Origin of the sequence: Micromonospora sp. NPDC005220, assembly GCF_040607895.1 — a bacterium.
In the GTDB taxonomy this organism is placed as follows: domain Bacteria; phylum Actinomycetota; class Actinomycetes; order Mycobacteriales; family Micromonosporaceae; genus Micromonospora.
The window spans coordinates 48,557-70,872 of the sequence record NZ_JBEXHP010000008.1 but is presented as its reverse complement, the minus strand read 5'-3'; the positions used below and the strand labels follow the sequence as shown (position 1 = coordinate 70,872).

Annotated in this window: 16 protein-coding genes; 7 read left to right on the top strand and 9 right to left on the bottom strand. The window is 67.9% G+C overall.

Annotated elements, in window-relative coordinates:
• Positions 1-3 precede the first annotated feature (3 nt).
• From ABZU52_RS05830 to acs, 4 genes are all read right to left on the bottom strand, one after another.
• Positions 4-936 carry an alpha/beta hydrolase gene (locus tag ABZU52_RS05830; RefSeq protein ID WP_354969926.1) on the bottom strand — a complete coding sequence of 311 codons (933 nt, stop codon included), beginning with the start codon at positions 934-936 and terminating at the stop codon, positions 4-6.
• A 211-nt stretch (positions 937-1,147) separates the two neighbouring features.
• A complete protein-coding gene (locus ABZU52_RS05825; protein ID WP_354969980.1) occupies positions 1,148-3,595 on the bottom strand; it encodes an immune inhibitor A domain-containing protein in 2,448 nt (815 codons plus the stop codon).
• 332 nt (positions 3,596-3,927) lie between these two features.
• Positions 3,928-6,723 carry an immune inhibitor A domain-containing protein gene (locus tag ABZU52_RS05820; protein WP_354969925.1) on the bottom strand — a complete coding sequence of 932 codons (2,796 nt, stop codon included), beginning with the start codon at positions 6,721-6,723 and terminating at the stop codon, positions 3,928-3,930.
• Positions 6,724-6,990: 267 nt separating this feature from the next.
• A complete protein-coding gene (acs, locus tag ABZU52_RS05815) occupies positions 6,991-8,955 on the bottom strand; it encodes an acetate--CoA ligase (RefSeq protein WP_354969924.1) in 1,965 nt (654 codons plus the stop codon).
• Between the two features lie 219 nt (positions 8,956-9,174).
• On the opposite strand from acs, the gene ABZU52_RS05810 reads away from it, so the two are divergent.
• Positions 9,175-9,921, top strand: coding sequence for an oxidoreductase (locus tag ABZU52_RS05810; protein ID WP_354969923.1), 747 nt, complete (start codon positions 9,175-9,177; stop codon positions 9,919-9,921).
• Between the two features lie 10 nt (positions 9,922-9,931).
• Here the strand turns inward: ABZU52_RS05810 and ABZU52_RS05805 are convergent, their stop codons facing one another.
• Entirely contained in the window at positions 9,932-10,735 is an 804-nt protein-coding gene (locus tag ABZU52_RS05805; protein WP_354969922.1) for an HAD-IB family hydrolase, read from the bottom strand.
• Between the two features lie 375 nt (positions 10,736-11,110).
• Complete coding sequence (locus ABZU52_RS05800; protein WP_354969921.1) at positions 11,111-11,293, bottom strand: tyrosine-type recombinase/integrase; 183 nt, start codon at positions 11,291-11,293, stop codon at positions 11,111-11,113.
• A gap of 316 nt (positions 11,294-11,609) precedes the next feature.
• Between ABZU52_RS05800 and ABZU52_RS05795 the strand changes: the two genes are divergently transcribed.
• Positions 11,610-13,634, top strand: a complete 2,025-nt coding sequence (locus tag ABZU52_RS05795) for a tetratricopeptide repeat protein (protein WP_354969979.1) — start codon at positions 11,610-11,612, stop codon at positions 13,632-13,634.
• A 635-nt stretch (positions 13,635-14,269) separates the two neighbouring features.
• Here the strand turns inward: ABZU52_RS05795 and ABZU52_RS05790 are convergent.
• The gene (locus ABZU52_RS05790) at positions 14,270-14,953 is read right to left on the bottom strand and encodes a hypothetical protein (protein ID WP_354969920.1); all 684 of its coding nucleotides are present in this window, start codon (positions 14,951-14,953) and stop codon (positions 14,270-14,272) included.
• Between the two features lie 703 nt (positions 14,954-15,656).
• Positions 15,657-15,917, bottom strand: a complete 261-nt coding sequence (locus ABZU52_RS05785) for a hypothetical protein (RefSeq protein WP_354969919.1) — start codon at positions 15,915-15,917, stop codon at positions 15,657-15,659.
• Between the two features lie 526 nt (positions 15,918-16,443).
• Between ABZU52_RS05785 and ABZU52_RS05780 the strand changes: the two genes are divergently transcribed.
• Together ABZU52_RS05780 and ABZU52_RS05775 are read left to right on the top strand one after the other, a co-directional pair.
• On the top strand, positions 16,444-17,208 hold the full coding sequence (locus ABZU52_RS05780) for a GntR family transcriptional regulator (RefSeq protein ID WP_354969918.1): 765 nt from the start codon (positions 16,444-16,446) through the stop codon (positions 17,206-17,208).
• Positions 17,209-17,218: 10 nt separating this feature from the next.
• Positions 17,219-17,881: a YdcF family protein gene (locus ABZU52_RS05775; RefSeq protein WP_354969917.1), complete on the top strand. Its 663-nt coding sequence runs from the start codon at positions 17,219-17,221 to the stop codon at positions 17,879-17,881.
• A 612-nt stretch (positions 17,882-18,493) separates the two neighbouring features.
• Here the strand turns inward: ABZU52_RS05775 and ABZU52_RS05770 are convergent.
• Positions 18,494-19,006: an NUDIX domain-containing protein gene (locus ABZU52_RS05770; protein ID WP_354969916.1), complete on the bottom strand. Its 513-nt coding sequence runs from the start codon at positions 19,004-19,006 to the stop codon at positions 18,494-18,496.
• A gap of 265 nt (positions 19,007-19,271) precedes the next feature.
• On the opposite strand from ABZU52_RS05770, the gene ABZU52_RS05765 reads away from it, so the two are divergent.
• From ABZU52_RS05765 to ABZU52_RS05755, 3 genes are all read left to right on the top strand, one after another.
• Positions 19,272-20,462 carry a serine hydrolase domain-containing protein gene (locus ABZU52_RS05765; protein WP_354969915.1) on the top strand — a complete coding sequence of 397 codons (1,191 nt, stop codon included), beginning with the start codon at positions 19,272-19,274 and terminating at the stop codon, positions 20,460-20,462.
• A gap of 113 nt (positions 20,463-20,575) precedes the next feature.
• Positions 20,576-21,130: a sigma-70 family RNA polymerase sigma factor gene (locus ABZU52_RS05760; RefSeq protein WP_354969914.1), complete on the top strand. Its 555-nt coding sequence runs from the start codon at positions 20,576-20,578 to the stop codon at positions 21,128-21,130.
• Positions 21,130-22,131 carry a CU044_5270 family protein gene (locus ABZU52_RS05755; RefSeq protein ID WP_354969913.1) on the top strand — a complete coding sequence of 334 codons (1,002 nt, stop codon included), beginning with the start codon at positions 21,130-21,132 and terminating at the stop codon, positions 22,129-22,131. Before ABZU52_RS05760 ends, ABZU52_RS05755 begins: the two co-directional genes overlap by 1 nt.
• Positions 22,132-22,316: the final 185 nt, after the last annotated feature.

The window sequence follows — 22,316 nt, the reverse complement described above, 5'->3', positions numbered from 1 at the left end:
CGGTCAGGTCTTCGCCCACCGCAGGATTTCACCAAGCACCAGCTCCGGTGTCTCCAGGTGCGGGAAGTGCCCCACCCCGTCGAGCAGTCGCCACTCGTACGGGGCGACGACGTACCGGCCCGAGCCCAGCGCGGTCCGGGGCAGGGAGGCGGTGTCCAGGGCGCCGTGCAGTTGCAGGGTCGGGGTGGACAGCGGCTTCTGCATCAGGCGGACGAACCGGTAGCCGTGCAGCCGCAGCAGCGAGCGGAACGCCCAGCGGTAACCCTCCAGAGCGCAGAAGGCGGCCTGCGGGATGCGCATCGCCTCCCGGCACCGCTCGGCGTACGCCTCGAAGTCCGGCCCGTCGACCCACTGTGGGCCGCCCCAGCGGCGCATGATCTCGCCGACGGCCGCCGCGCCGTCGCGGGTCAGCACGTGCTCGTAGCGGGGTAGCTGGAACTTCAGGGCCGGGGTGGAGGCGGTGAACTGCCCGCGCGGGTCGGCGAAGATGGCGGCGCGCAGTCGCAGCGGGTGCGGTGCCCCCAGCACCACGAGCCGGCGGACCAGGGACGGGTGGAACGAGGCGACAGTCCAGGCCACCATGCCGCCGAGGCCGCTGCCGACGATCGTCGCGGATCGTTCACCGAGCGCGCGGATCAGGCCGGCGATGTCGGCGGCGAGGGTGTAGCCGTCGTACCCCCGGGGTGGTTTGTCGCTGGCGCCGTAGCCGCGCAGGTCGACGGCGACCGCCCGGAAGCCGGCGTCGGCGACCGCCGGCAGCATCTGGTGCCAGGCCCACCAGTGCTCGGGGAAGCCGTGCAGGAAGAGCACCATCGGGCCGGTGCCGGCCTCGACAACGTGGAACCGGCTGCCGTTGGCGCCGACGAAACGGTGCGTCCACGGCCCCTCGGTGAGGACACAGGACTCGTCGACGGCCCCGCCGCGCTGGTCGGTCATGGCAGACAGCCTAGGACCCGGTTGCCGCAGGCGGCCCCGGTGGTCGCGTTGAACAGGGGAAAGCCCCGGGTTGCCCCCGGACGGAGACCAGGGGAGGTGGCTCGACTGCCCCAGGAGAACCCGGTCCGAGCCATCCGGGAGGTGTCGGACAAAGGGCGACGCCCGGGCAGTTGACCTGCCCGGGCGTCGCTGGTTGGTGCGGGATCAGTGGTCAGCTGATCCGGATCTTCATCGAGGTGCCGTCCTGCTCCAGAACCCTGATCTTGACACCGGTCGCGGGAAGCTTGACGCCGTGGTTCGGCAGCTCCTCGTAGAAGTACTTCTTGGTGTCGTCGAACAGCGGCTCGGCAGCCTGGCCACGGATGTACTGCGGCTGGCTGTTGAGGTGCAGGGTGAACGAGTCGGCCTTGTTCAGGCTGAACGGGGCGTCGTACACCTGGACGCGAGCGCGCCAGGGTGCCCCGGTCAGGTTGTAGATCGGGCGCGGGTGCGCGTCGATGTACAGGTTGCGACCCTCACCCGGGTGACCACCCGGGTTGGTCGGGGACACCGGGGCGGTGTTGTTGTCCGACCAGCGGGTGTTCCAGTACGAGATGAGCAGGCCCTCCTGGTACGCGTAGTGGTCCACCCAGTCCGGGCGGGTGTTCGCGTAGCCGAAGAAGTACGGGCCGGTCTTCAGGTACTTGTCGTACGAGACGTACGACCGGTTGCCGGCGATGTAGAAGTTGTCGAACAGCCGGGTGTAGTTCGCCCCGACGACCTGGAACTTCTCCAGGGCCCAGCCGGCGTCGGTCTCGGCGCCGTCGCTGAACACGGTCTGGCCGTCGGCGGTCACGGTGATCGCGTCACCGAAGAAGCCGCCCTCGGAGACGCCACCGTCGGTGACGTAGTGCAGGCGGACCTGCGCCACCTTGCCGGCGACCGAGGTCAGCGGGATGTTGATGTCCGTCCAGGCGCCCCTGCTGGTGCCGGCGAGGGCCGGGCGGCCCGCGCCGTCGACGCCGATCGGGGTGCCGTTGACAGTGCCGTCCAGGTCGGTCCAGGTCTTACCGCCGTCCGTGGACGCCTCGAAGTAGAGGTAGTCGTATCCGGCCTCGATGCTGTACTTGCCCTTGAGCGACAGCGCCGCCGAGGACTTCCCGGTGAGGTCGAACGTCCTCGTCATTTTGCTGTCGAGGTCGTCCTCGTTTCCGGAGAAGTACTGCTTGGACCCTTCGAACGGTGCGCCGTAGTTGAAGGTGTACTCCCGCTTGGGCAGCACCACCACCGCGGCCTGCGCCTTGGTGGAGTTGTACTCCTGCGGGCCGAGCTCCAGCGAGCGCTTCTGCCCCGCCACGATCACCTCGTGGTCGAGCCAACCGAGCTGGAGCTTGTTCCACGCGCCGAGGTCGCCGCCACGGTCGCCGATGCCGGCGTCGTTCTTGGCGCCGAGCCGGCTCTGGGCCATCAGGGTCCAGTGCTCGTTGTTGTTGTCCCCCGGGCCGTAGTCGTCCGGCAGGCCCAGGTCGTGGCCGTACTCGTGGTAGAAGACGCTACGGCCGCCGTTTTCCGGCTGGATCGTGTAGTCGCGGATCCAGACGCCGGTGTTGCCGATCTGGGTGCCGCCGATCGGGAAGTTCGGCGGGCCGACGGGCGAGCTGTTGTACGCCGACCAGCGGTGGCTCCAGATGGCGTCCTCACCCTGCTGCGGGTCACCGTCGGCCTGGTCGCCGCCGGAGTGGACGATCTGGAAGTGGTCGATGTAGCCGTCCGGCTCGTTGAAGTCGCCGTCACCGTCGTAGTCGAAGCGGTCCCACTGGTCGAAGGACTTCATCTCGGTGGCGATCTGCGCGTCCGTCCGGCCCTTGGCCTTCTGGTCGGCGACCCACTGGTTGGCGGCGTCGCGGACCAGCGCCCAGGTGTTCGAGCACACGTTGTCGGCGCAGACGGCCGGGTCGTCCCGCGGGTCCGGTTCCTGGCCGGGCTCCGGGTCCGGGATCGGGTCGTCGGAGCGACCGTAGCGGGCCTCGTTGTACCGGACCTTGACCCAGTCGGTCACCTCACCGTCGACGGTGTAGCGACCCGAGGACTGCGCCTCGTAGTACTGCTTGAGCGACTCGTCGCCCGGGTTGGTGCCGAAGTACAGCTGACGGAAGTGCTCCGGGCTGAAGTCCGGCTGCCAGATGGTGGAGTTGTCCACGGCCCGGTTGGGCTCGGGGATCTTGTTGTGCAGCGGACCCTCGAACGTCGTCGGTCCGGCGATGTCCGGGTTCATGTCCTTGTCCGGGTAGGACGGGTGCCGCTCGTCCCCGAACTCGGCCAGGATCACGAAGATCTTGTCGGTCCGCTCCCGCTTGAGCTCGACGTACTGGTCCTTGGTGGCCTTCGCGCCGGCAGAGCGCGCGTTGGCGTTGGTGGCCGTCTTACCGACCTGGCCGACCTTGACGACAGTGCTGCCGTTGCGCTCGATCGGCTTGCTACGGCCACTCAGCACGTCGCTGAGCCCCTGCTCACGCAGTGCGCGGCGCTTGTCCTCAAGCTTGTCGGGGAGCTCATCCTTCAGTGCCTGTGGTTCGGCAGCGGCCGGTGCTGCCGCCGGCAGTTTGGGCTGAGGCGCCGCCGAGGCGGACGGGCCGAAAGCCAGGCCCGTCGCCGTCAGTGAGAGCCCGAGCAGACCCACTGCGACTTTGCGCACGTGGTACCTCCGGTGTGAGGGAACCGGCCCAACGGGGGTACGGGCCGGTGGGAGATCGATCCCACTAGGGGGACCATTGGTGAACATAGTTACTGGCGGGACGGGTGGGAAGACGGTCGCGTCGATTTGTTGCAAGATTTTGTTGGGAATGCTTTCCACCGTCACACACCCGCGCTTCATCAGCCACGGTGACCAGCGCGGACCAGATGGCTCGGATTACAACGACCTATTTCGATCAATGTGATCGAGATACGACAGTGGGGCCGGCAGCGTCTCCGCCACCGGCCCCACCGTCAGTTGTCGAACCGTGAAAACCGTTACTTCTTCGCCGGGGTGACGAAGATCGTGGCGGACGAGTTGTCCGCGGCCGCCTTCTTGATGGTCAGCGAGACGCCGTAGTTCACGCCCGCGTCGCCAGGGTTACCGGTGCCCAGCACGATCGCTCCGCCGCCCAGGGCCACGCCGTAGAACTCCGGCGCGGGGCTGCCGTCCGGGTTGGTGACCCGGGTGGTGTACGGCGCGTTGTTGCGCGACGGCAGGACCACCGACGCGTCGTTGTCCCGCGCGTAGGCAGCGCCATTGCGCATCTCGATGCCCGGGTACCAGCCCTTGGCGTCGGTGAACGCCTTCACCGGCGGCAGCCCCTTGAACTTCGTGCAGTAGGCGCTGTACGGCTCGTTCGCCGCCTCCAGGCACTCGGTGAACGGGTACGTCCTGTTCAGCGTGAACGCCGCGTTCGACGACTGCGGGCGGCTGGGCAGGTTGTCCGTCACCGACGGGTCCTTCACGGCCGCCTCGCCGGTACGCCGCAACGGGTCGAAGTGCGAGTCGACGATGAGCAACCCGCCCTTCGCGCCGTAGCTGGGCAGCGCGGTCATCTGCCCGGTGACGTGGTTGACCTCGCCGAGCGCGGTGTCCCGGTACCAGACCAGCATGCCCGGCGCGTTGTAGGAGATCCGGTCCACCTTCCACGCCTCGTGCGAGTAGATGGTGTCGTAGGCGTACTTGAGGCCCTTGTCGAAGCCGTCGAAGTTGCGCCACTCCGCCAGGTAGTACTGGGCGTGCACCTCGGTGCCGCTGGAGACCTTCCAGCCCGCACCCGTGGTGTCGACGAAGGTGCCGCCGGTGGCCGTCCAGCCGTTGGCGCCGCCCTCGACGTCGTCACTCCAGGTGGTGGCGCCACCGCCGGTGACCGAGAAGTCGTCGACGAACCAGTTGCGCTCCTCGAAGGCCTCGTCGGTGGCCAGCCGCAGCCGCACCTGAACCGTCGTCCCGGCGTACGCCGACAGGTCGACGTAGTCGTGCCGCCAGCCGTCGGTGCTGCCGGTCAGGCCGTACTTCTTGCCGCCGAAGTCGTTCATCCGGCCGTTCGGGTCCGGGTAGCCGTCCGGCGTGGTGACCACCGTGCCGCCCTCGTCGTACACCTTCTGCTCGGTCCAGGTCGTACCGCCGTCGGTGGAGAGCTCGACGAAGCCGTAGTCCCAGTCCTCCTCGATGATGTAGTTGTTCCACATCCAGAACTTCGAGTCGGCGGCCGCCGGCACGTCGACCGAGCGGCTCAGCTTGACGTCAGCCCACTCCTGGTCGTTGTTGCTGTGCCACATCTTGGTGCCGCTGTGCGGCGTGGCCAGCGTGGTCACCTTGTCCGGAAGGTCGACCTTGATGCCGTCCTCGGAGTCGATCGGGGTGCGCGACGTCTGGCCGAGCTTCACCTCGCGGGGGTTCGACCCGGGGCGGATGGTCAGCGGGTCGGCCCAACCGAGCACCCACTTGTCCCAGATGCCCATGTGCGTCGGGAGCGCCTGGAAGATCTCACCCGAGTGCGAGCCCGAGGCCATCAGGTCCCAGAAGTCCACGTCGGAGTCGGCGTTGCCGGACGTGTCGTAGAGGTCCGGCAGGCCCAGGTCGTGGCCGAACTCGTGAGCGAAGACGCCGACGCCCGCGTCCTCCGGCTGCACGATGTAGTTCGACGCCTTCAGGTTGGTGCCCGGGATGGTGTAGCCACCGGCGACCGTGGAGGAGTGCGCCCAGACGGCGTACACGCCCTGGTCGCCGCCGCCGCGGGACTTGCCCTGACCGGCGTGCACCAGCACCAGGTGGTCGATCACGCCGTCCGGCTCGAAGACGTTGCCGTCACCGTCGCGGTCGGCCTGGTCCTCGATGTCGTAGTCGGCCCACGGGAAGTTGGGGTCCTTCGCGACGAGCGCGTCGATCGCGTCAGTCGCCAGGCGGCCCGCGCCGGCCGGGTTGTCCGGGTGGCCGTTCATCGACTGCTCACGGCCGGGGACCCAGGCGCCGGTCTCGTCCTGGAAGCAGCGGTTGGCCGCGTACCAGCCCTCCGAGTGCGGCACGGTGATCCACGGGCTGGCCTGCCCGTCCACCGTGTACGCGTTCTTGGACATCTCCAGGTACATGTTGTGCATGGTGCGACCGGACAGGTCGATGCCCTTCTTGCCGTCCGGGCCCTTCAGGTCCGTGCGGACCCGCTCGGTGATGCCCTTCTTGGTGTAGAGCATCTTGTTGTAGTGCGACGGCGAGAAGTCCGGCACCCACATCGAGTTGTTGTCCTCGTGGGGCAGTCGCGCCGGGTCCGGGATCTTGTTGTGCTTCGGCCCGTTCTGGACCGTGCCGGGGACACAGGTGCGGTCCTCGAACACCGTCTTGGGGACCATCACGTTGGTGAAGTCGTCGTTGGCCTTGTCGTTGAACTCGACAAGCAGCGTCAGCAGCTTCGCCGTCTGGGTGGTCGGGGCCTTCTTGAACTTGCGGGGGTTCTGGCCCGTCTTCAGCGACTTGGCCTCGTCCTTGGCCAACTGCCGTGCGGTCACCGGGTTACCCCGGGCGTGCTTGCGGTCGAACTCGCGCGCGGACTCCGCGGCAGGGGTGTAGATGCCACCCTTGCCCTTCACCTCACGACCGGTGGTGTCCGGCTGCACCTCGGGCTCGGCGTAGTTGATGTAGTGCTCGTCGGCGCCGATCACCGCCACGGGGGTGCCGGACGACGGCTTGGCGGCCGCGCTGCCACTCACGGTCAGTGATGTGGCCGCGAGGGCGATGGCGGGCAGCGCGACGAGTAGTCGTCGCCGCGCCCTGGACTGCGGTTTGTGGTTCATGCCGCTCCGTTTCTCGGGCATGGAGAGGAGGACGTTGGGATGGCCGACAATCGAAGCGATGTCTGTCGAACTCTGCCAACCTGCGTGAACCTAAAGCACAACCGGCCGAAAGGACAGTGGTGGTCGACTCCTGTGCCCGTTCAGCTTCTCCCGACTCCCCCGACCGACCGATGTGACAGTCGTGAGGTGGCACGAACCGTACCCGTAAGACATGACGGAGGGTGGCGGTCCGCACGGACCGCCACCCTCCAATGGGTACGCCTACCGTCAGTCCTCGTCGGACTTCGTGCCGCTCATCCCTGAGGAGATAAGGTCCATCACCGAGGAGTCCTGCAACGTGGTCACGTCGCCCAGCGACCGGTTCTCCGCCACGTCTCGCAGCAACCGGCGCATGATCTTGCCGGAGCGGGTCTTCGGCAGCTCCGGCACCAGCATGATCTGCCGCGGCTTGGCGATCGGGCCGAGCGTCTTCGACACGTGGTTGCGCAGGTCGGCGATGAGTTGCTCGCCCGCCTCGCCGACGATGTCCGTGGTGCCGCGCGGAATGGCGAACGCGACGATAGCCTGACCGGTGGTCGGGTCGGTCGCGCCGACGACAGCCGCCTCGGCCACCGACGGGTGCGACACCAACGCCGACTCCACCTCGGTCGTCGAGATGTTGTGCCCGGACACCAACATCACGTCGTCCACCCGGCCGAGCAGCCAGATGTGCCCGTCGTCGTCCTTCTTCGCACCGTCGCCGGCGAAGTACATGCCCTGGAACCGCGACCAGTACGTGTCGATGAACCGGTCGTCGTCACCCCAGATGGTGCGCAGCATCGACGGCCACGGCTCGCGCAGCACCAGGTAGCCGCCACCACCGTTCGGCACCGACTGGCCCTGGTCGTCCACCACGTCGGCCACGATGCCCGGCAGCGGCGTCATCGCCGAACCCGGCTTGGCCGCGGTCACCCCCGGCAACGGCGAGATCATGATGGCGCCCGTCTCGGTCTGCCACCAGGTGTCCACGACCGGCAGTTCGCCCCGGCCGATGTGCTGCCGGTACCAGATCCACGCCTCCGGGTTGATCGGCTCGCCGACGCTGCCCAGCAGGCGCAGCGAGGACAGGTCGAAGCCGGCCGGGATGTCGTCGCCCCACTTCATCATCGTCCGGATCAGGGTGGGAGCGGTGTACAGGATGCTCACCCCGTACTTGTCGATGATCTCCCAGAACCGGCCCTTGTGCGGCGTGTCCGGGGTGCCCTCGTACATCACCTGGGTGACGCCGTTGGAGAGCGGGCCGTACACGATGTAGGAGTGCCCGGTGACCCAGCCGATGTCCGCGGTGCACCAGTAGACGTCCGTCTCCGGCTTCAGGTCAAAGACCGCGTGCGCGGTGTACGACGCCTGGGTGAGGTAGCCGCCGGTGGTGTGCAGGATGCCCTTCGGGCGGGCCGTGGTGCCGCTGGTGTACAGGATGAACAGCGGGTGCTCGGCGTCGAACGGCTGCGCGGTGTGCTCGGCCGACGCGGTTTCCACCGTCTCGTGCCACCAGTGGTCCTTCTCCGACCAGGCGACCTCCTCGCTGGTGCGGCGGACCACGAGTACGTGCTCCACCGACGGGGAGTTCGCCACCGCCTCATCCACAGTGGGCTTCAACGCCGACGGCTTGCCCCGCCGGTAACCACCGTCCGCGGTGATCACCACCTTGGCGCTGGCGTCCTGGATCCGGTTGCTCAACGAGTCCGCGGAGAAGCCGCCGAAGACCACACTGTGCGCGGCGCCGATCCGGGCGCAGGCCAGCATCGCCACCGCCGCCTCCGGGATCATCGGCAGGTAGATCGCCACCCGGTCGCCGGCGGTCACCCCGAGGTCGGTGAGCGCGTTCGCCGCCCGGCAGGTCAGCGCGTGCAGGTCGGCGTACGTGATGGTGCGGGTGTCGCCCGGCTCGCCCTCCCAGTGGATCGCCACCTTGTCGCCCCGGCCCGCCTCGACGTGCCGGTCCAGGCAGTTGTACGCCACGTTGAGCTGCCCACCCACGAACCACTTCGCGAACGGCGGGTTCGACCAGTCGAGCACCTCATCCCACTTCTTCGACCAGGCCAGACGATCGGCCTGCTTCGCCCAGAAGGCCAGCCGGTCGGCCTCAGCCTCGGCGTACGCGTCGACGGTGACGTTGGCGTGCGCGGCGAGTTCGGCCGGCGGGGGGAACTGGCGCGTCTCGTTCAGCAGATTGGCCAATGCCTCGCTCATGCCGTGACTCCTCATCCTCGGGGTGACCTGGGTCTCGATGGCACGAGGGTAGTCGCGGGTCCCTCGACCGGCCACGGCTGCCCGCTCCCTCGCGCCGAGTGGCCCCCGCCGCGCGCCCGACGGCCCGTCCCCGCCGACGCGCCCCCGAGTCGGGTGGTCCGGGTCGCGTTGCGGGCGGGTGCGGCCCGCCGGGTCGGGTCGGGTCGTTAGCGTGGCGGGGTGACCACCGACCCGCTCGCCCCGTTGCTCGCGCTCGCCGACATCACCGCCGCCGTCGAGAAGGCCCGCGAGCGGTTCGACCAGGCGCTCGGGCACCGGGCGCTGCGCCGGCACGGCGGACAGGTCGCCGCCGAGGTCAGCCTGCGCTCAGCCGTGGCCAGCGCGGCCCTCGAGGGGGCCGGACACGAGCGCGAGGCGGTCCGGGCCGGCACCGTCACCGACCCGGTGCTCCAGGGGGCGCTGCGGGTCGCCGGAGCGCTGCCGGGCCTGAGCGAGCTGTGGCCGAAGGCGCCCCGCCAGGCGCTCGCGAAGCTGCACGTGCTCGCCGCCCGGGACCTGGTGTCGGAAGCCGAGCTGGGCCGCCCGGTGGCCGACCCCGTGGTCGCCACCCGGCTGGACGGGCTGGCCGGCCTCGTCGCCGGCGGCACGAAGGTCTCCCCGCTGGTGCTCGCCGCTGTCGTACACGGGGAGTTGCTGAACCTGCGGCCGTTCGCCGGGCCGTCCGGCGTGGTGGCCCGCGGCGCCGCCCGGCTGGTGCTGCTCGCCAGCGGCCTCGACCCGCGTGGCCTGCTCGCCGTCGACGTCGGGCACCGCGAGCGGGAACCCGAGTACGTCGGCGCGGCCGGTGCCTTCGCCACCGGCACCCCGGACGGGCTGCGCTCCTGGCTACGCCACTACATGGCCGCCGTCGAGGTCGGCGCCGACCAGCTCACCACCATCGGAGACGAAATCCTCGCCGCCGCCTGAGCTGGCGCGGTCAGGCGGTGGTGGCGGCTCGGGTGCGGCGGTGGCGGCCGTACCAGGCGATGCCGATGGCCACGCCCACCCCTACCCCCAGGGCCGCGGCGGCCACCGGGACCGCGGGCCGTTCCCGCAGCCGCCGGCCCAGCGGGATCGGGTGCCGGAACTCCAGCACCGGCCACGCGTTCTCCGAGGCCAGCTTCCGCAACTGCCGGTCCGGGTTGACCACGCTCGGGTGGCCCACGCACTCCAACAGCGGACGATCGCTGTACGAGTCGGAGTAGGCGTACGAATCAGCCAGGTCGTAGTCCCGGGCGGCGGCCAACTCGGTGACCGCCTCGACCTTGCTCGGGCCCGCCGCGTAGAACTCGACCTCGCCGCTGTACCGGCCGTCCCGCACCGTCATCCGGGTGGCGATCACGTCGGTCACCCCGAGCAACTCGCCGATCGGCCGGACCATCTCCTCACCGGACGCCGACACCAGCACCACGTCCCGCCCGGCCGCCTGGTGCTCCTCGATCAGGGCCGCGGCTTCGGCGTACACGTAGGGGTTGATCAGCTCGTGCAGTGTCTCCGCGACGATCTGGCGGACCTGCTCCACCTGCCAGCCCTTGCAGAGCGTAGCCAGATAGTCCCGTGTTCGGGCCATGGTCTGCTCGTCGGTGCCGCCCAGCCGGAACATCAGCTGCGCGTACGCCGACTTGACCACGTCACGCCGGGTGATCAGCCCATCCCGGTAGAACGGCCGACCGAACGCCAGGGCGCTCGACTTGGCGATGACGGTCTTGTCCAGATCGAAGAAAGCGGCACTTCGGCCCACGGCGCGAAAGTCTAGCCGGATGGTCTATCGTCGGCGGGTGCCCGGGGTCCTGCCACCCCTCAGACCTGCGGGCTCTCCGCTCCGCGTGATCACGCTCACACTCTGCGAGGAGATTTTCGCAGTGAGTGGAGGCAGCACCACTCGACGTGACGGGCCCGCTCAGGCAGACTTGTCCGTACGACGAGCTTTCACATCCTCGAAACAGGCAGACCCTCAGCGGTTGCACCCCCCGTGGCCGCTGAGTGGTTCGGCTCGACCCCCCCGGAGCCGAACCTCCGACGACCCCCGTCTCCCCCCGACGGGGGTCGTCCCTTTTCCGGGAGCGCTCCACCGCAGCTCACAGGTCGTCCTCGGGCCCGTCCAGGGAGGGCGTTTCTACGGCCGGAGGCAGCAGAGAGGCAGCCGTCGAACGCCTCTAGGAACCCGAGCGGCGTAGTGGTCCGGGGTGTGGGTGTACCGGTTGAGCGTCGTGGATGCCTGCTCGTGGCCCATGACCCGCTGCACCAGGTTGATCGGGACTCCGTCGGTGACCAGCCAGGTGGCGTAGGCGTGCCGCAAGTCGTGGAACCGTATTCCGCCGACAGCCTTGGCCGCGACACAGGCGACGGCCTCCCGTTCGGTGGTGAACTCGGCCGACCACTCGATGCCCTCCCGATCGGGCCACGTAGCGCGGTACCGGTGCGGACCGGTGTTGGCGATTTGGCCGAGCAGGCCCGCGCGGACGAGCGAGGGAGCCAGATCCGACGCCGGAAGTTCGACCGGCGCAGTGGGCGCACTACCCGGTCGCGGAAAACGAGGGCTCGCGGGTCCGGGTCACTGGCTTCGGTGTCGTTTAATTTGCGCGCTGCTGCCTTCAGAATGACGTGTGGTCTTCATGTCGATGCGCCGCTGGCTCCGCTGGGTCGTGGTGGTGATGTCAGCGGGCGCCTTAGCCGTCCCGGTCGTGCAATTCCTGGTGAAACAAGGTCTGGACCGAGCCGAGAAGATCACCAGCATCAGCTTCGGGCTCCTCGGGTCGGTGGGGTTGGTAGCTAGTTGGCTGACGACACGACCCGGCAGGAAACCCGAGACCGCAGGCGCGGCGAAGTCGGTGGCTCCCGGGCGTCTGCTGCACCTGAGAGAAGACGGGCAGCCGCCACTGGTAGAGCAGGTCGACCCGCTCGATCTAGGCGTTAAACCCGCCATCGACTCCCTTGACCACGCCCGCGACCTTCCCCTCTATGTTGCTCGCACCGGTGACGACAACCTGGAATGGGCCATCGCCGAGGGCGGGATCGTGCTGTTGCATGGCAGGGCAGCCGCTGGTAAGAGCCGCAGTGCTCTTGAGGCCATCCGCCGGCTACGTCCTAGACACCGGCTGTTCGTCCCGGCAAAGCCGGGCGCGCTCAGGGAACTGGTCGAGGCCGGCTATCCGATTAGCGACGCCGTGGTGTGGCTCGATGACCTGGAACGTTTCCTCACACCTGGGGGCGTCGATCAGGCACTGCTTCAGCGACTGTGCCCCCCTGGGCGGGCCGATGTGGTGCTGGTGGCCACCATCCGCGACGAGGAACTCTCCCGCCTGGACCACGCCGCCATCCTCGGCCGAGATGGCACAGAACTTGTCGCTGGCATGGACGAGGCCGCCGCCAAGCTCGTGGCCCAGATCCGCGGCCGACGCCGAATCCTGGTTGGCCAGTACCTCACCGATCAGGAACGCACAGCCGCCGAGAACACCGGGGACGCCCGGATTGCCGCCGCCCTGACCGCCGGAGTTGGGTTCGCCGAGTATCTCGCCGCCGGTCCGGCGATGATGCGCCGCTGGTCTGTAGGCGACGGACCCATGTTCGAGGTCGGACATGCCCTCATCAGTGCGGGGGTGGACTGCCGCCGCGCCGGCTACACCGCCCCTGTCTCCCGCGACATCCTGGCCAAGCTTTACCGCCCTTACCTGTCCCTGGCCTGGAGACACCGCGCCGACCTGCCCACCATTGGCGAAGGACTCGCATGGGCGTGCGAGCGCGTCCTCGGTGCCAGCTCGTGCCTGCTGCCTCACGAGGGCGGTACCTACACCGCCTCCGACTACCTGCTCGACCGCACCGCCATCGGCCAAGGCCCCCTCGCCACCACCCCAGTCCCCGACCACGTCTGGACCACCTTGCTCGCCATCGCCACTGCACGCCAAGCCGTCAGGATCGGCGTTCAGGCCTACGACACCCCACGGCCAGAAGTCGCCGAACATGCCTGGCGCATCGCCGCAGATGCTGGTGACACCAGGGCGACGTTCTACCTGGGGGTTTTGTTTGCCGAGCGTGATGATGATCGGGAAGCGGAGGACTGGTATCGGCGGGCAGCCGCCGCCGGCAACAACAGGGCGATGAACAACCTGGGAGTTCTGCTTGCCGGGCGTGGTGATGATCGGGAAGCGGAGGAGTGGTATCGGCGGGCAGCCGCCGCCGGCAACACCGGGGCGATGAACAACCTGGGGGTCTTGTTTGCCGGGCGTAGTGATGCTCAGGCGGCAGAAGAGTGGTATAGGCGGGCAGCCGCCGCCGACGAAACCCAGGCGATGAACAACCTTGGGCTTTTGCTTACTAATGAGAAGGGTGATGACCGGGAGGCGGAGCAGTGGTTTTGGAGGGCGGCCGACGCCGGCCACCCCCGGGCGATGTTCTGCCTGGGGTTTCTGCTCTTCAAGCGTGGTGATCACCAGGAGGCGGAGCAGTGGTTTCGGAGGGCGGCTAATGCCGGCGACATGGGGGCAATGTTCGGCCTGGGAGCTGTGCTAGAAGAGCGTGGTGATGACCAGGAGGCGGAGCAGTGGTATCGGCGGGCAGCCGCCGCCGGCCACACCGAGGCGATGCACAACCTGGAGATTCTGCTTGCCGAACGTGACGACGGCGAGCAAGCCGGGGGGTAACACCAACTGTGCCCTCCGAGCGAATGCCCGGTCTCGAATGGCCGGCTGCCGGCGAGACGGTTCAAAGTTTCTGTACGTCTTCAAGGCGGCCCTGAACGGGCCGCACGCGCCGCCGCCTGGGCACGCGTCCGTCGCTCCGCTGTCGCTTCACGCCGGCCACGCAGAACGCCTGTCGGCTGGCGCGGAGGGCGGGAAGCCCGGGGCCGCCGCAGACGGTAGCGCTGAGTGTGGTTGAGGTTGGTGGGCCGGCAGCCGGCCGGGGCGCGGCGGCCGTCGTACCGCCGCGCCGTGGGGCGGGTCACCGCCGGCCGTGGTGGGGATGCGGCACGAAGGATGCGGGGCCGCCCCTCCGACCTCAAGGGTGCTACGCATCGCTACGCGACGGCCCTACGGGCCGCCCTTGACCCCGGAGCCTCTGCGACCCCTCGGGCCGGCGTTGCCGGCAGGCGGGGGCCTGCCCGTGATACGCGCGCCGCATCCCCACCACGACCTTGTCGCGCAGCCGACCCGTCGCGTGCCGTCAAGGCAAGCTTGACGTGGGCTGCTCGCTTTTCCAGCAGGCGGCGAGGGCCTGCCCGTGATGCTCGCGCCGCTTTTCTCGCGGTGCTTATCCGTCAGTAGGTCAGTTGGTCTGTTCAAAAAGGAGGCGCATCCCAGAAGGGATCCGACTTGTCGGGCGGCCAGAAACGCCAAATGATCTTTCTAAATTTCCATTTGAGAGCGGCCACTTTGTGCCAGAACCCGAATTTGAACCGCGTCCACCTTGATGGCTCCCACGATGATGGGAGAAGGCGTCGCGGTGTCTCGCGGTTCTTTCGGAGCCAATTCAGTCCAGCGGCATCGTAGAACTCGATTGAAATGTCGAAATCGTTTCCCGGTTGGAACTCGCGCAGCGGGTCCACCTTCACGGGCGGTGACAACTCTGTCGAGCCGTTGAATTTTTTTGCTATGACGTCAACGTACTCGTCGCCCCAGCCCTCGGTATCGTCCTGAGGGTACTTTGAGGAGCTGATCCCAACCTGCGCGTCCATGATCGGCTGCGAACTATAGTTGATCACTTCCCACGTTAACGCCACGAACGGGCCGCTATCGACCCCCGTCTCGGGATCGGTTGCCTCCCTTCTTGAACCGGTCAGTCTTGCAATAATTAACCGCGCTTGCGCTGACTCCTGGTCTCTCTGCTCCTCACGACGCACACGAATTTCGTGTCGAAGGAGCAGTAGGGTTGCAATCGCAGCGATGCCTGACATCAGCAGTCCGGCAAGACTGCCCCACGCCTGCATCCAGTCAGTGATCTTTGGAGCTTCTGCGGCTAGCACTGGGTCAGAGTATGACCAGTTGGCGACCTGGCAAGGTAGGCGGACTGGATCTTGCATTTGGTGCCGGACAACCTACGCAGCGCTTGTAAGCGAGGTGTCAGGCAGCGGGGCAGCAAGGAGGCAGCGAGAGCGCCGACGCGGGTCAACCCCGAACGTGAATCGACGGCGTCCGGCACCTGCTCGTTGACGCGGACCGACAGCGACTGACAGCGGCCGATAGATTGAGTCCGCATCCCCCCGACGGGGGTCGTCCCTTTCCCGGGAGCGCTTCCGGCCAGGTGAAGGCGTGTCTACCGGGTCCGCCGATCGAGGCAACGGCGGAGAGTCAGCGAAGGTTGGCCGCGCTGGTGGCCTAGTCCTCGGGCCTGTGTGTTGTGCCGGCGCGGAGTGCGCCACCGCCGCCGCTTCGGTCGGAAATTGCCCGCGGCTTCCGGCCGTTCCGATCCGGTCACGACGACGAGGAGACGATCAGTGGATTGAGCCCTCCGATCGAAGCTTGCTCGCGCGTACCAGGATTTGTACTTGAGGGCCACGACAGCCCGACGGGAAGAGTCTGACCCCTTCGACCCAGATCCACTCGTCCTGGGGCGGCCGATTGGCCACCAGCCGTACCCCGGTTACCCACAACCGCACCGGCCCGTCGGATGGCAGAAGGCGATCGACCGCGTCGATATCCAGCACCGCGCCGAGTCGTACCCGAACGTCAAACACCGCGGCTCCTCGTCGCTGGCGCCGTGTTGTTGAGCGGCGGCGCGCTGTCGATGGTGCGTCGTTGGATCTGGAGGCCGGCGATCTGGGCGAAGACTTCCCGTCGTTCCAGGGCCTTGCCGGTGGACAGGTTGATGGAGTAGCCGGTCAGCCACACCCAGCCGTGGTACGTCGGCTTGTCGCAAACCGAGGTCACCCGCAGCCACAAAGCCCGATCACCGCCGAACTGCACCGACGCCCGAGCGTCTATCAGCACCAGGTCACCCGGAACGGGGACACCCGGCCGGCGAGGCGTGGCTGTGCGAGGCACCGGGGCGGGCGGGCCTTTCACGGGCCGTCGTTCGGGTCGGGATCTCACGCCAGCACCCACCCCGGGCCAGCCTTAGCAGGCTGCCGCGCGACCGGAACCCGCGCAGCCCAGGAGTGGATGCCGCACGAGCTGCCAGCCCGTGGAAAATGCCTGCCTGATGGCGTGTAGGTCACCCCACTGGCGGACGAACTTCCATGCCCCTGCCGGAGCAGGGTGAGCTGGCTCCGCCAAGCCTTGACAACGCCTGGAGCGACGGGGCGCGGAAGCCGGCAAGCTGAACCGGCGGTGGTCTGGACGTGTTCGAAACCTTGCAGCACAAAGCATCACAATCTCCCCACCCCGCTAGGCATTAGAACTAGCTCTATGTGACCCGATCGCCTGTCGCGCTGTCAATAGAACTAGCTCTAATGTTTGTGAGTGAGGCATACTGCTGACAGAGATGGCTCTACGCAGCACGCGGCCAGGAGGAGCGATGGGCATCGGGTACCGGGATCTCGCTGTGCTCCTGCGCGAAGCCATCCAGCGCGGCGACTACGCCGAAGGCAGCACCCTGCCGAAGCAGGACGAGATCGCCGCGGAGCACGGGGTCAACATCAACACTGTCCGGCAAGCAGTGCGACTACTCGAAGCCGAAGGACTCGTCACGCCCGTCCGCAGGCGCGGCACCGTGGTCCGGCCACGCATGGCCATGAAACGGCTCGGTATCGATCGCTACGCCAGAAGCAAGTGGAAGTCAGGGCTGGTCGCGTTCGCCGCCGATCGTGAAGCTACCGGCCGCGCTTGGGTGCCAGGAGACCAGACCAACGAGGTGCGACTGACGAAGGCGGACGCCGAGACCGCCGACGCGCTCGGACTGGCAACCGGAGCGCCCGTTTACGAACGCGCCCGCCTGGTCAAGGAAGCCGACGTCCCCACCCACACTCTGACCAGCTACTACCGGCCGGAAGACGTGGAAGGAACATCCCTCATCGATCCGACACCAGGGCCGGCCGGAAGGGGTGGAGGCTTCGCTATCCTCGCCGACCGAGGACAGGCACCAGACACGATCACCGAAACCGTCCACGCCCGGATGCCCACCCCCGAGGAGACGCATCTCCTCCGCCTCCCCGCCGGTGAACCGGTCATGGTTTTGCACCGCACGACGTTCACCGAGAGCGGCCGACCAGTCGAGTTCGCCCGAGGGGTGCACGCCGCATCCCGCTTCACCTGGACGTACACCTTCAAGATCCCCGACTGAGGGATTAGCGATGCCGAGGACTCCCACGACCATCCCCGCCGAGTACCGCGCGGACGTCGAGCGCCTGTGGGACTACCACAACATGCACCACGAGATTCGGCCGGTAGACGTCGGCATCGGACTCGGCAGTCACGACCTCGGAGTTGCCAAGGCGGCCACCGATCTATACCACCGAGGGATGTTTCCGACGCTGGTCTTCACCGGCGCCAACGCCGCGACCACCATCGAGACCTTCCCTCGGGGGGAGGCCGTCCACTACCGCGAGTACGCCATAGCTCACGGCGTCTCAGCCGATGCGATTCTCATCGACACGCAGGCGACCAACACCGGTCAGAACATCGAGTACACACGCGCGCTCCTCGCAGAGCACCAGGTCCAGGCCCAGTCGGTAATCCTGATCTCCCGCCCCTACCAACAACGCCGCGCGTACGCCACCTGCAAGAAACTCTGGCCCGACGTCACAGTGATCTGCGCGTCCCACCCGCTCACACTCGACGACTATGTCACCAGCATCGGCAACACCAAGAAGGTCATCGACATGCTCGTCGGCGACACCCAACGCATCGGCAGGTACGCCGAACTCGGCTTTGCCATCCCCCAGCATGTCCCCGACGACGTCCGCGCCGCCTACAGCCGCCTGATCGCCGCCGGCTACACGAGCCGTCTCGTGTAGCCCGGCTACCGGCTCAGCGCTCGCAGGCCAGCCTCTGCCACCCTAGGCGACACCACGACCGCCACGATCTCATCGTCATTTGTCAGCGGCACCGACTTCTCCGCCGCACCGCCTCGATGAACTCGTTCAGCACCAGCTCGGGTGCGGTGCCATCCACGTACGCCCGATCCAGATCGCCCTGTCGCACGAGGTATCTGCCTGGCCAACGGGGCCGCCTCGCCCAGGAGTCCGCCTAAAGGCAAGGCAGCGCATATCCCCTTCAACTCCATGATCCGTCAGCTTATGTGTGGCGCGCGGCACCGCACTTGATCGCTACCACGTCAGGTCACTTCCGCCGACGGGGCTGCCCCTTTGCCCGTGGAAACGCTCCACTGCAGGAAGAGCCTGTGTCAGTGGTGCTACTCGGACGAGGCCCCTCCCCAGCTCGTCGCGGGCCGTGCGATCGCCGCTTGGCGTGTAATTTGCCGAACGGGACGAGCCGAGGAGGAAACAGGTGGCTGCTGGTGGATTCTCTCCGAAACGGCTGGCTCGGGTGCAGTGGATCGGCCCCCAGGGCGTCTAGCCGGATGAGTCACCCACATCCTGAACCCGGACATCCGACTGCCGGGGCATCTAGTTCCAGCTGATGATTGACCAATCCGTCTCAGCACATGCACGACAGCCGGCTCTGGTTACTCGGTGGCCCGGGTCACCGTCGGTGATATTTGAGTGCCTGCGGGCGCACTCGAATTCAGGGAGCGAACGAACCATCGCCGCCAGGACGCCATGCATGAGGGGAAGGCCGCCCAGCTCGCTGATCCGGACCCATGCGATGTCGTCATGCTCGTCAGGTGCACGGTTGGCGGGAGAGCCGACCCAGTCGTCAACTTGCCAGACGCCCACGTGAAGGGCGTCTTCGCCAGTGCCGGAATGCAAGACGCCCAACCGTGAAGCGGACTCCGTCTTGATGTGCACACCGAGCTCCTCGTGCATCTCACGCGCGAGGGCCTGTAATTCCGACTCACCCGCTTCGACCTGCCCGCCAGGTAGGTCCCAGACATCTGGGTATGCCCGTTTGGTCGGTCTGCGGTGCACCAGCAGGACCGCGCCGTCTTCAACGAGTGCACCGGTAACGACGACATGCATGACGGGATTGGAGCACGGGGATAGGACAAGCTCGTTCCAGCCAAAGGGGACGCCCAGGTGTCCGGATCTGCTGCGCCCCGGTCGCTGACCGGGCGCGGCACCCCATCGCCGACGGTTCGGCCATGCCGCGATGCGCCCCGACTCTGAACGAGGCGGTGGCGGCAGCGAGGCAGCGGTTCTCCGGTTTCCTCCCCGCCTCGTCGCGGCCCGTGCGATCGCCGTGTGGCGTGTAATTTGCCAACGGGACGAGCCGAGGAGGAAACAGGTGGCTGCTGGTGGCTTCTCGCCGAAACGGCTGGCTCGGGTGCAGGGGTGGCTTGAGCGCCGCGTCGAGTCCGGCTTCGTCCCGGGCGTGGTGGCCGTCCTCGCTCGGCACGGTGAGGTGCACATCGAGGCGACGGGTCAGCTGGCGTTCGAGGGCCCCGGGTCGCGGACGCCGATGGCGGCCGACACGATCTGCCGTCTGGGCTCGATGACGAAGCCGATCGTCGCCGTGTGCGCGATGACCCTCGTCGAGGACTGCACCCTCCGCCTCGACGACCCGGTCGACGATCTCATCCCAGAGTTGGCGGACATGACAGTGCTCGCCGATCCCCACGGCCCGCTGGACGACACCGTTCCGGCGAAGCGCCCGATAACGCTGCGGGACGTGCTGGACGGCACCCTGGGCACCGGCATGGTCCCCGCCGAGCCGGGGACGGTGCCGATCGCCGACGCGCTGAACGCGCTCGAATATCCGTCGCCGGACGAGTGGATCCGCCAGCTCGGTGCCCTCCCCCTCGTCCACCAACCAGGTGAGCGTTGGATGTACGACACCGCCGCCAACGTGGCCGGTGTGCTCATTGCACGGGCCACCGGCATGTCCTTCGGCGACGCCATCCGTGAGCGGGTCTGCAAGCCACTGGGAATGACCGACACCGCCTTCAACGTGGGTAGCGAGAGCATCGACCGGTTCGCGACGGCGTACGAGCAGGACAACGCCGCCACCGGCGAGCCGGTCGTCGAGGACGCCCCCGACGGGCGGTTCAGCCGGCCGCGGATGTTCGAGTCCGGTGGCGGCGGGCTCGTCTCGACCGCCCAGGACTATCTCGCCTTCGCCTCGGCTCTGCTCGCCGGCGGCGCCCATCGCGGCGAGCGGATGCTGTCGCGGCCGGCGGTGACGCTGATGACGAGCGACCAGCTGACCTCGGAGCAGAAAGCCATCTCGGGGTTCTGGCCCGGGTACTTCAATGCCATCAGCTGGGGTCTCGGATTGTCGGTCCGCACCCGCCGCACGCACCTCGGGCCCTCGGTCGGCAGCTATGGATGGTCCGGCTTCTATGGCACCGCCTGGTACAACGATCCCGCCGAAGACCTGACGGCGATGGTGTTCATGCAGCGTGCGCACGCTGGCGACCAGCGGCTGCCGATGTGGCACGACTTCTGGACCACCGTCTACCAGGCGATCGACGACTGACCGCATCGCTCGGTTTCCCGGTGGGCGGAACCCGACCTCGGTCGCGCGGTAATCCCGGGGCCCCTCAGCGACACAAGCCACTGTGAGAGTCGCCGAGGCAGTTGGGGGTTCGCGTGGGTCCACCGCAGCGGCGGGACGAGGGCTGGTTCACCAGTCTCTACGCCGCCGAGTACGAGCACATAGTCCGATACGGCCTGCGCCGGCTCGCTGACCGGGATGCGTCCGCGGAGCTTGCTCAGGAGGTCTTCGTCGTCGCCTGGCGTCGCCGCGCCGAGGTGCCGGAGCGCAGCCTGCCCTGGCTGTACGGGGTGGCCCGGCGCCTCCTCGCGAACCAGTGGCGGTCGCGACGTGCCGCCCCGGATCTCCTCTCGATCACCGATGTCGACCTCGAGCGACTGGCTGGATCGTCAGGTGCCGACACGAGCGTCGAGCTCGCCGACATCTGGTCCGCTCTGGCCAACCTCAACGACCTCGACCAGGAAATCCTCCGGCTGGTCGGCTGGGAGGAGCTGACGGTGTCCGAGGCGGCCAAGGTTCTCGGTTGCACCGGGGCGACCGCCGCAGTTCGCCTGCATCGCGCCCGCCGCCGTCTTGCCGAAGCGATGTCGGACCGGCCCGCGCAGACCCGCCGTAGCCCGGTGTTGGTGACCATTCGAGAGGATCTGTGATGTTCGGAGCACAGCGAACCCGTACTCTTCTCGGCCCGGCCGACCCGGCCCGGAACGCCGCCGTCGGGCCACCGCTGGTCTCGGCGCGCGAGCTGATCGACCGCGCCGACGGTACCGAGACGGTGACCGGGCGTCGTCGCGTACACCCGACCCGCCGGCTGGTTCTGACGGCCGGGACGCTGGCGGTCGCGGTCGGCGCCGTGGCGGTGCTCCAGCCGTTCGGTGCGGCCACACCGGACACCCCGGGCTCGGCCACGGGGACGGTGCTCGTGCCGGTCGCGTACCAGTTCGACGCCGATCCGCCGGCCGCCGGCCCGCAGCTGCGCATGCTGGCCGACAAGATCAAAGACGCGGCGTACGACCACCAGAGCGGGCGTTACATGTACCACCACACGAAGGTGTGGGGCGACCCGGTGATGACCTCGGCCGACGGCCGCCACCACGTCGCCTTCGCCGACGAGACGAAGGTCTGGCAGGCCGCCGACGGGACCGGTAACCAAATCACTACCCAACTGGAGCCGCAGTACCCCGATCAGGAGTCTCGGGACTACTGGCAGCGCGAAGGCGCTGCGCAACCAGCAGCCACCGGCACCCCCGCACCAAGGATCATTCCGCTGTCGCCCGAGGAGCTCAGGCCGCTGTCGGCCGACCCGTCCGAGCTCCGGGAGCGGCTGAAGGTCGAGTACGGCGCGGGGGCGGCGAGCAAGGAGGTCGGCACGCTCTACGGGCGGTACGTCGTACCGCGTGCGACCCGAGCGGCGGTCCTGCGGGTCCTCGCCGACGTGCCCGGCTTGCGCTGGCGGGGGCAGGTCACGGACCGTGCCGGCCGGAACGGAGTCGCAGTCACCTTCGACGACCGCGAACACGACCAGCAATCTCTTCTGGTCTTCGATCCGAGGACGGGCGAATTGCTCGCCCATGAGCTGTTGACGCTGTCGCCCGTGCGGATCAGCTCGTACCAGGTGTTCCTCGATGCCGCCCGGACGAATCAGCCCGGCTGACCATCGACTCGCGGGGCCGCTCCTTTCGGGGGCGGCCCCGCTGTTTTTCCGCAGCGGCGCTAGCTGCGACGTTGCCCGCACTCGTAGCAGATCAACTCTCTCGGCGGGGGTTTTCCACAGGCCACCAGGTTGTCCACAGGCGACGACATCGAGGCGGCTCGTGGGGCGGATTCCGAGCAGGGTCG

Excerpts from the sequence above, each read along its gene's own strand:
- ABZU52_RS05830 (WP_354969926.1), bottom strand. The coding sequence starts at position 936 with ATGACCGACCAGCGCGGCGGGGCCGTCGACGAGTCCTGTGTCCTCACC.
- ABZU52_RS05820 (WP_354969925.1), bottom strand. The coding sequence starts at position 6,723 with ATGAACCACAAACCGCAGTCCAGGGCGCGGCGACGACTACTCGTCGCG.
- acs (WP_354969924.1), bottom strand. The coding sequence starts at position 8,955 with ATGAGCGAGGCATTGGCCAATCTGCTGAACGAGACGCGCCAGTTCCCC.
- ABZU52_RS05795 (WP_354969979.1), top strand. The coding sequence starts at position 11,610 with ATGTCGATGCGCCGCTGGCTCCGCTGGGTCGTGGTGGTGATGTCAGCG.
- ABZU52_RS05780 (WP_354969918.1), top strand. The coding sequence starts at position 16,444 with ATGGGCATCGGGTACCGGGATCTCGCTGTGCTCCTGCGCGAAGCCATC.
- ABZU52_RS05775 (WP_354969917.1), top strand. The coding sequence starts at position 17,219 with ATGCCGAGGACTCCCACGACCATCCCCGCCGAGTACCGCGCGGACGTC.
- ABZU52_RS05770 (WP_354969916.1), bottom strand. The coding sequence starts at position 19,006 with ATGCATGTCGTCGTTACCGGTGCACTCGTTGAAGACGGCGCGGTCCTG.
- ABZU52_RS05755 (WP_354969913.1), top strand. The coding sequence starts at position 21,130 with ATGTTCGGAGCACAGCGAACCCGTACTCTTCTCGGCCCGGCCGACCCG.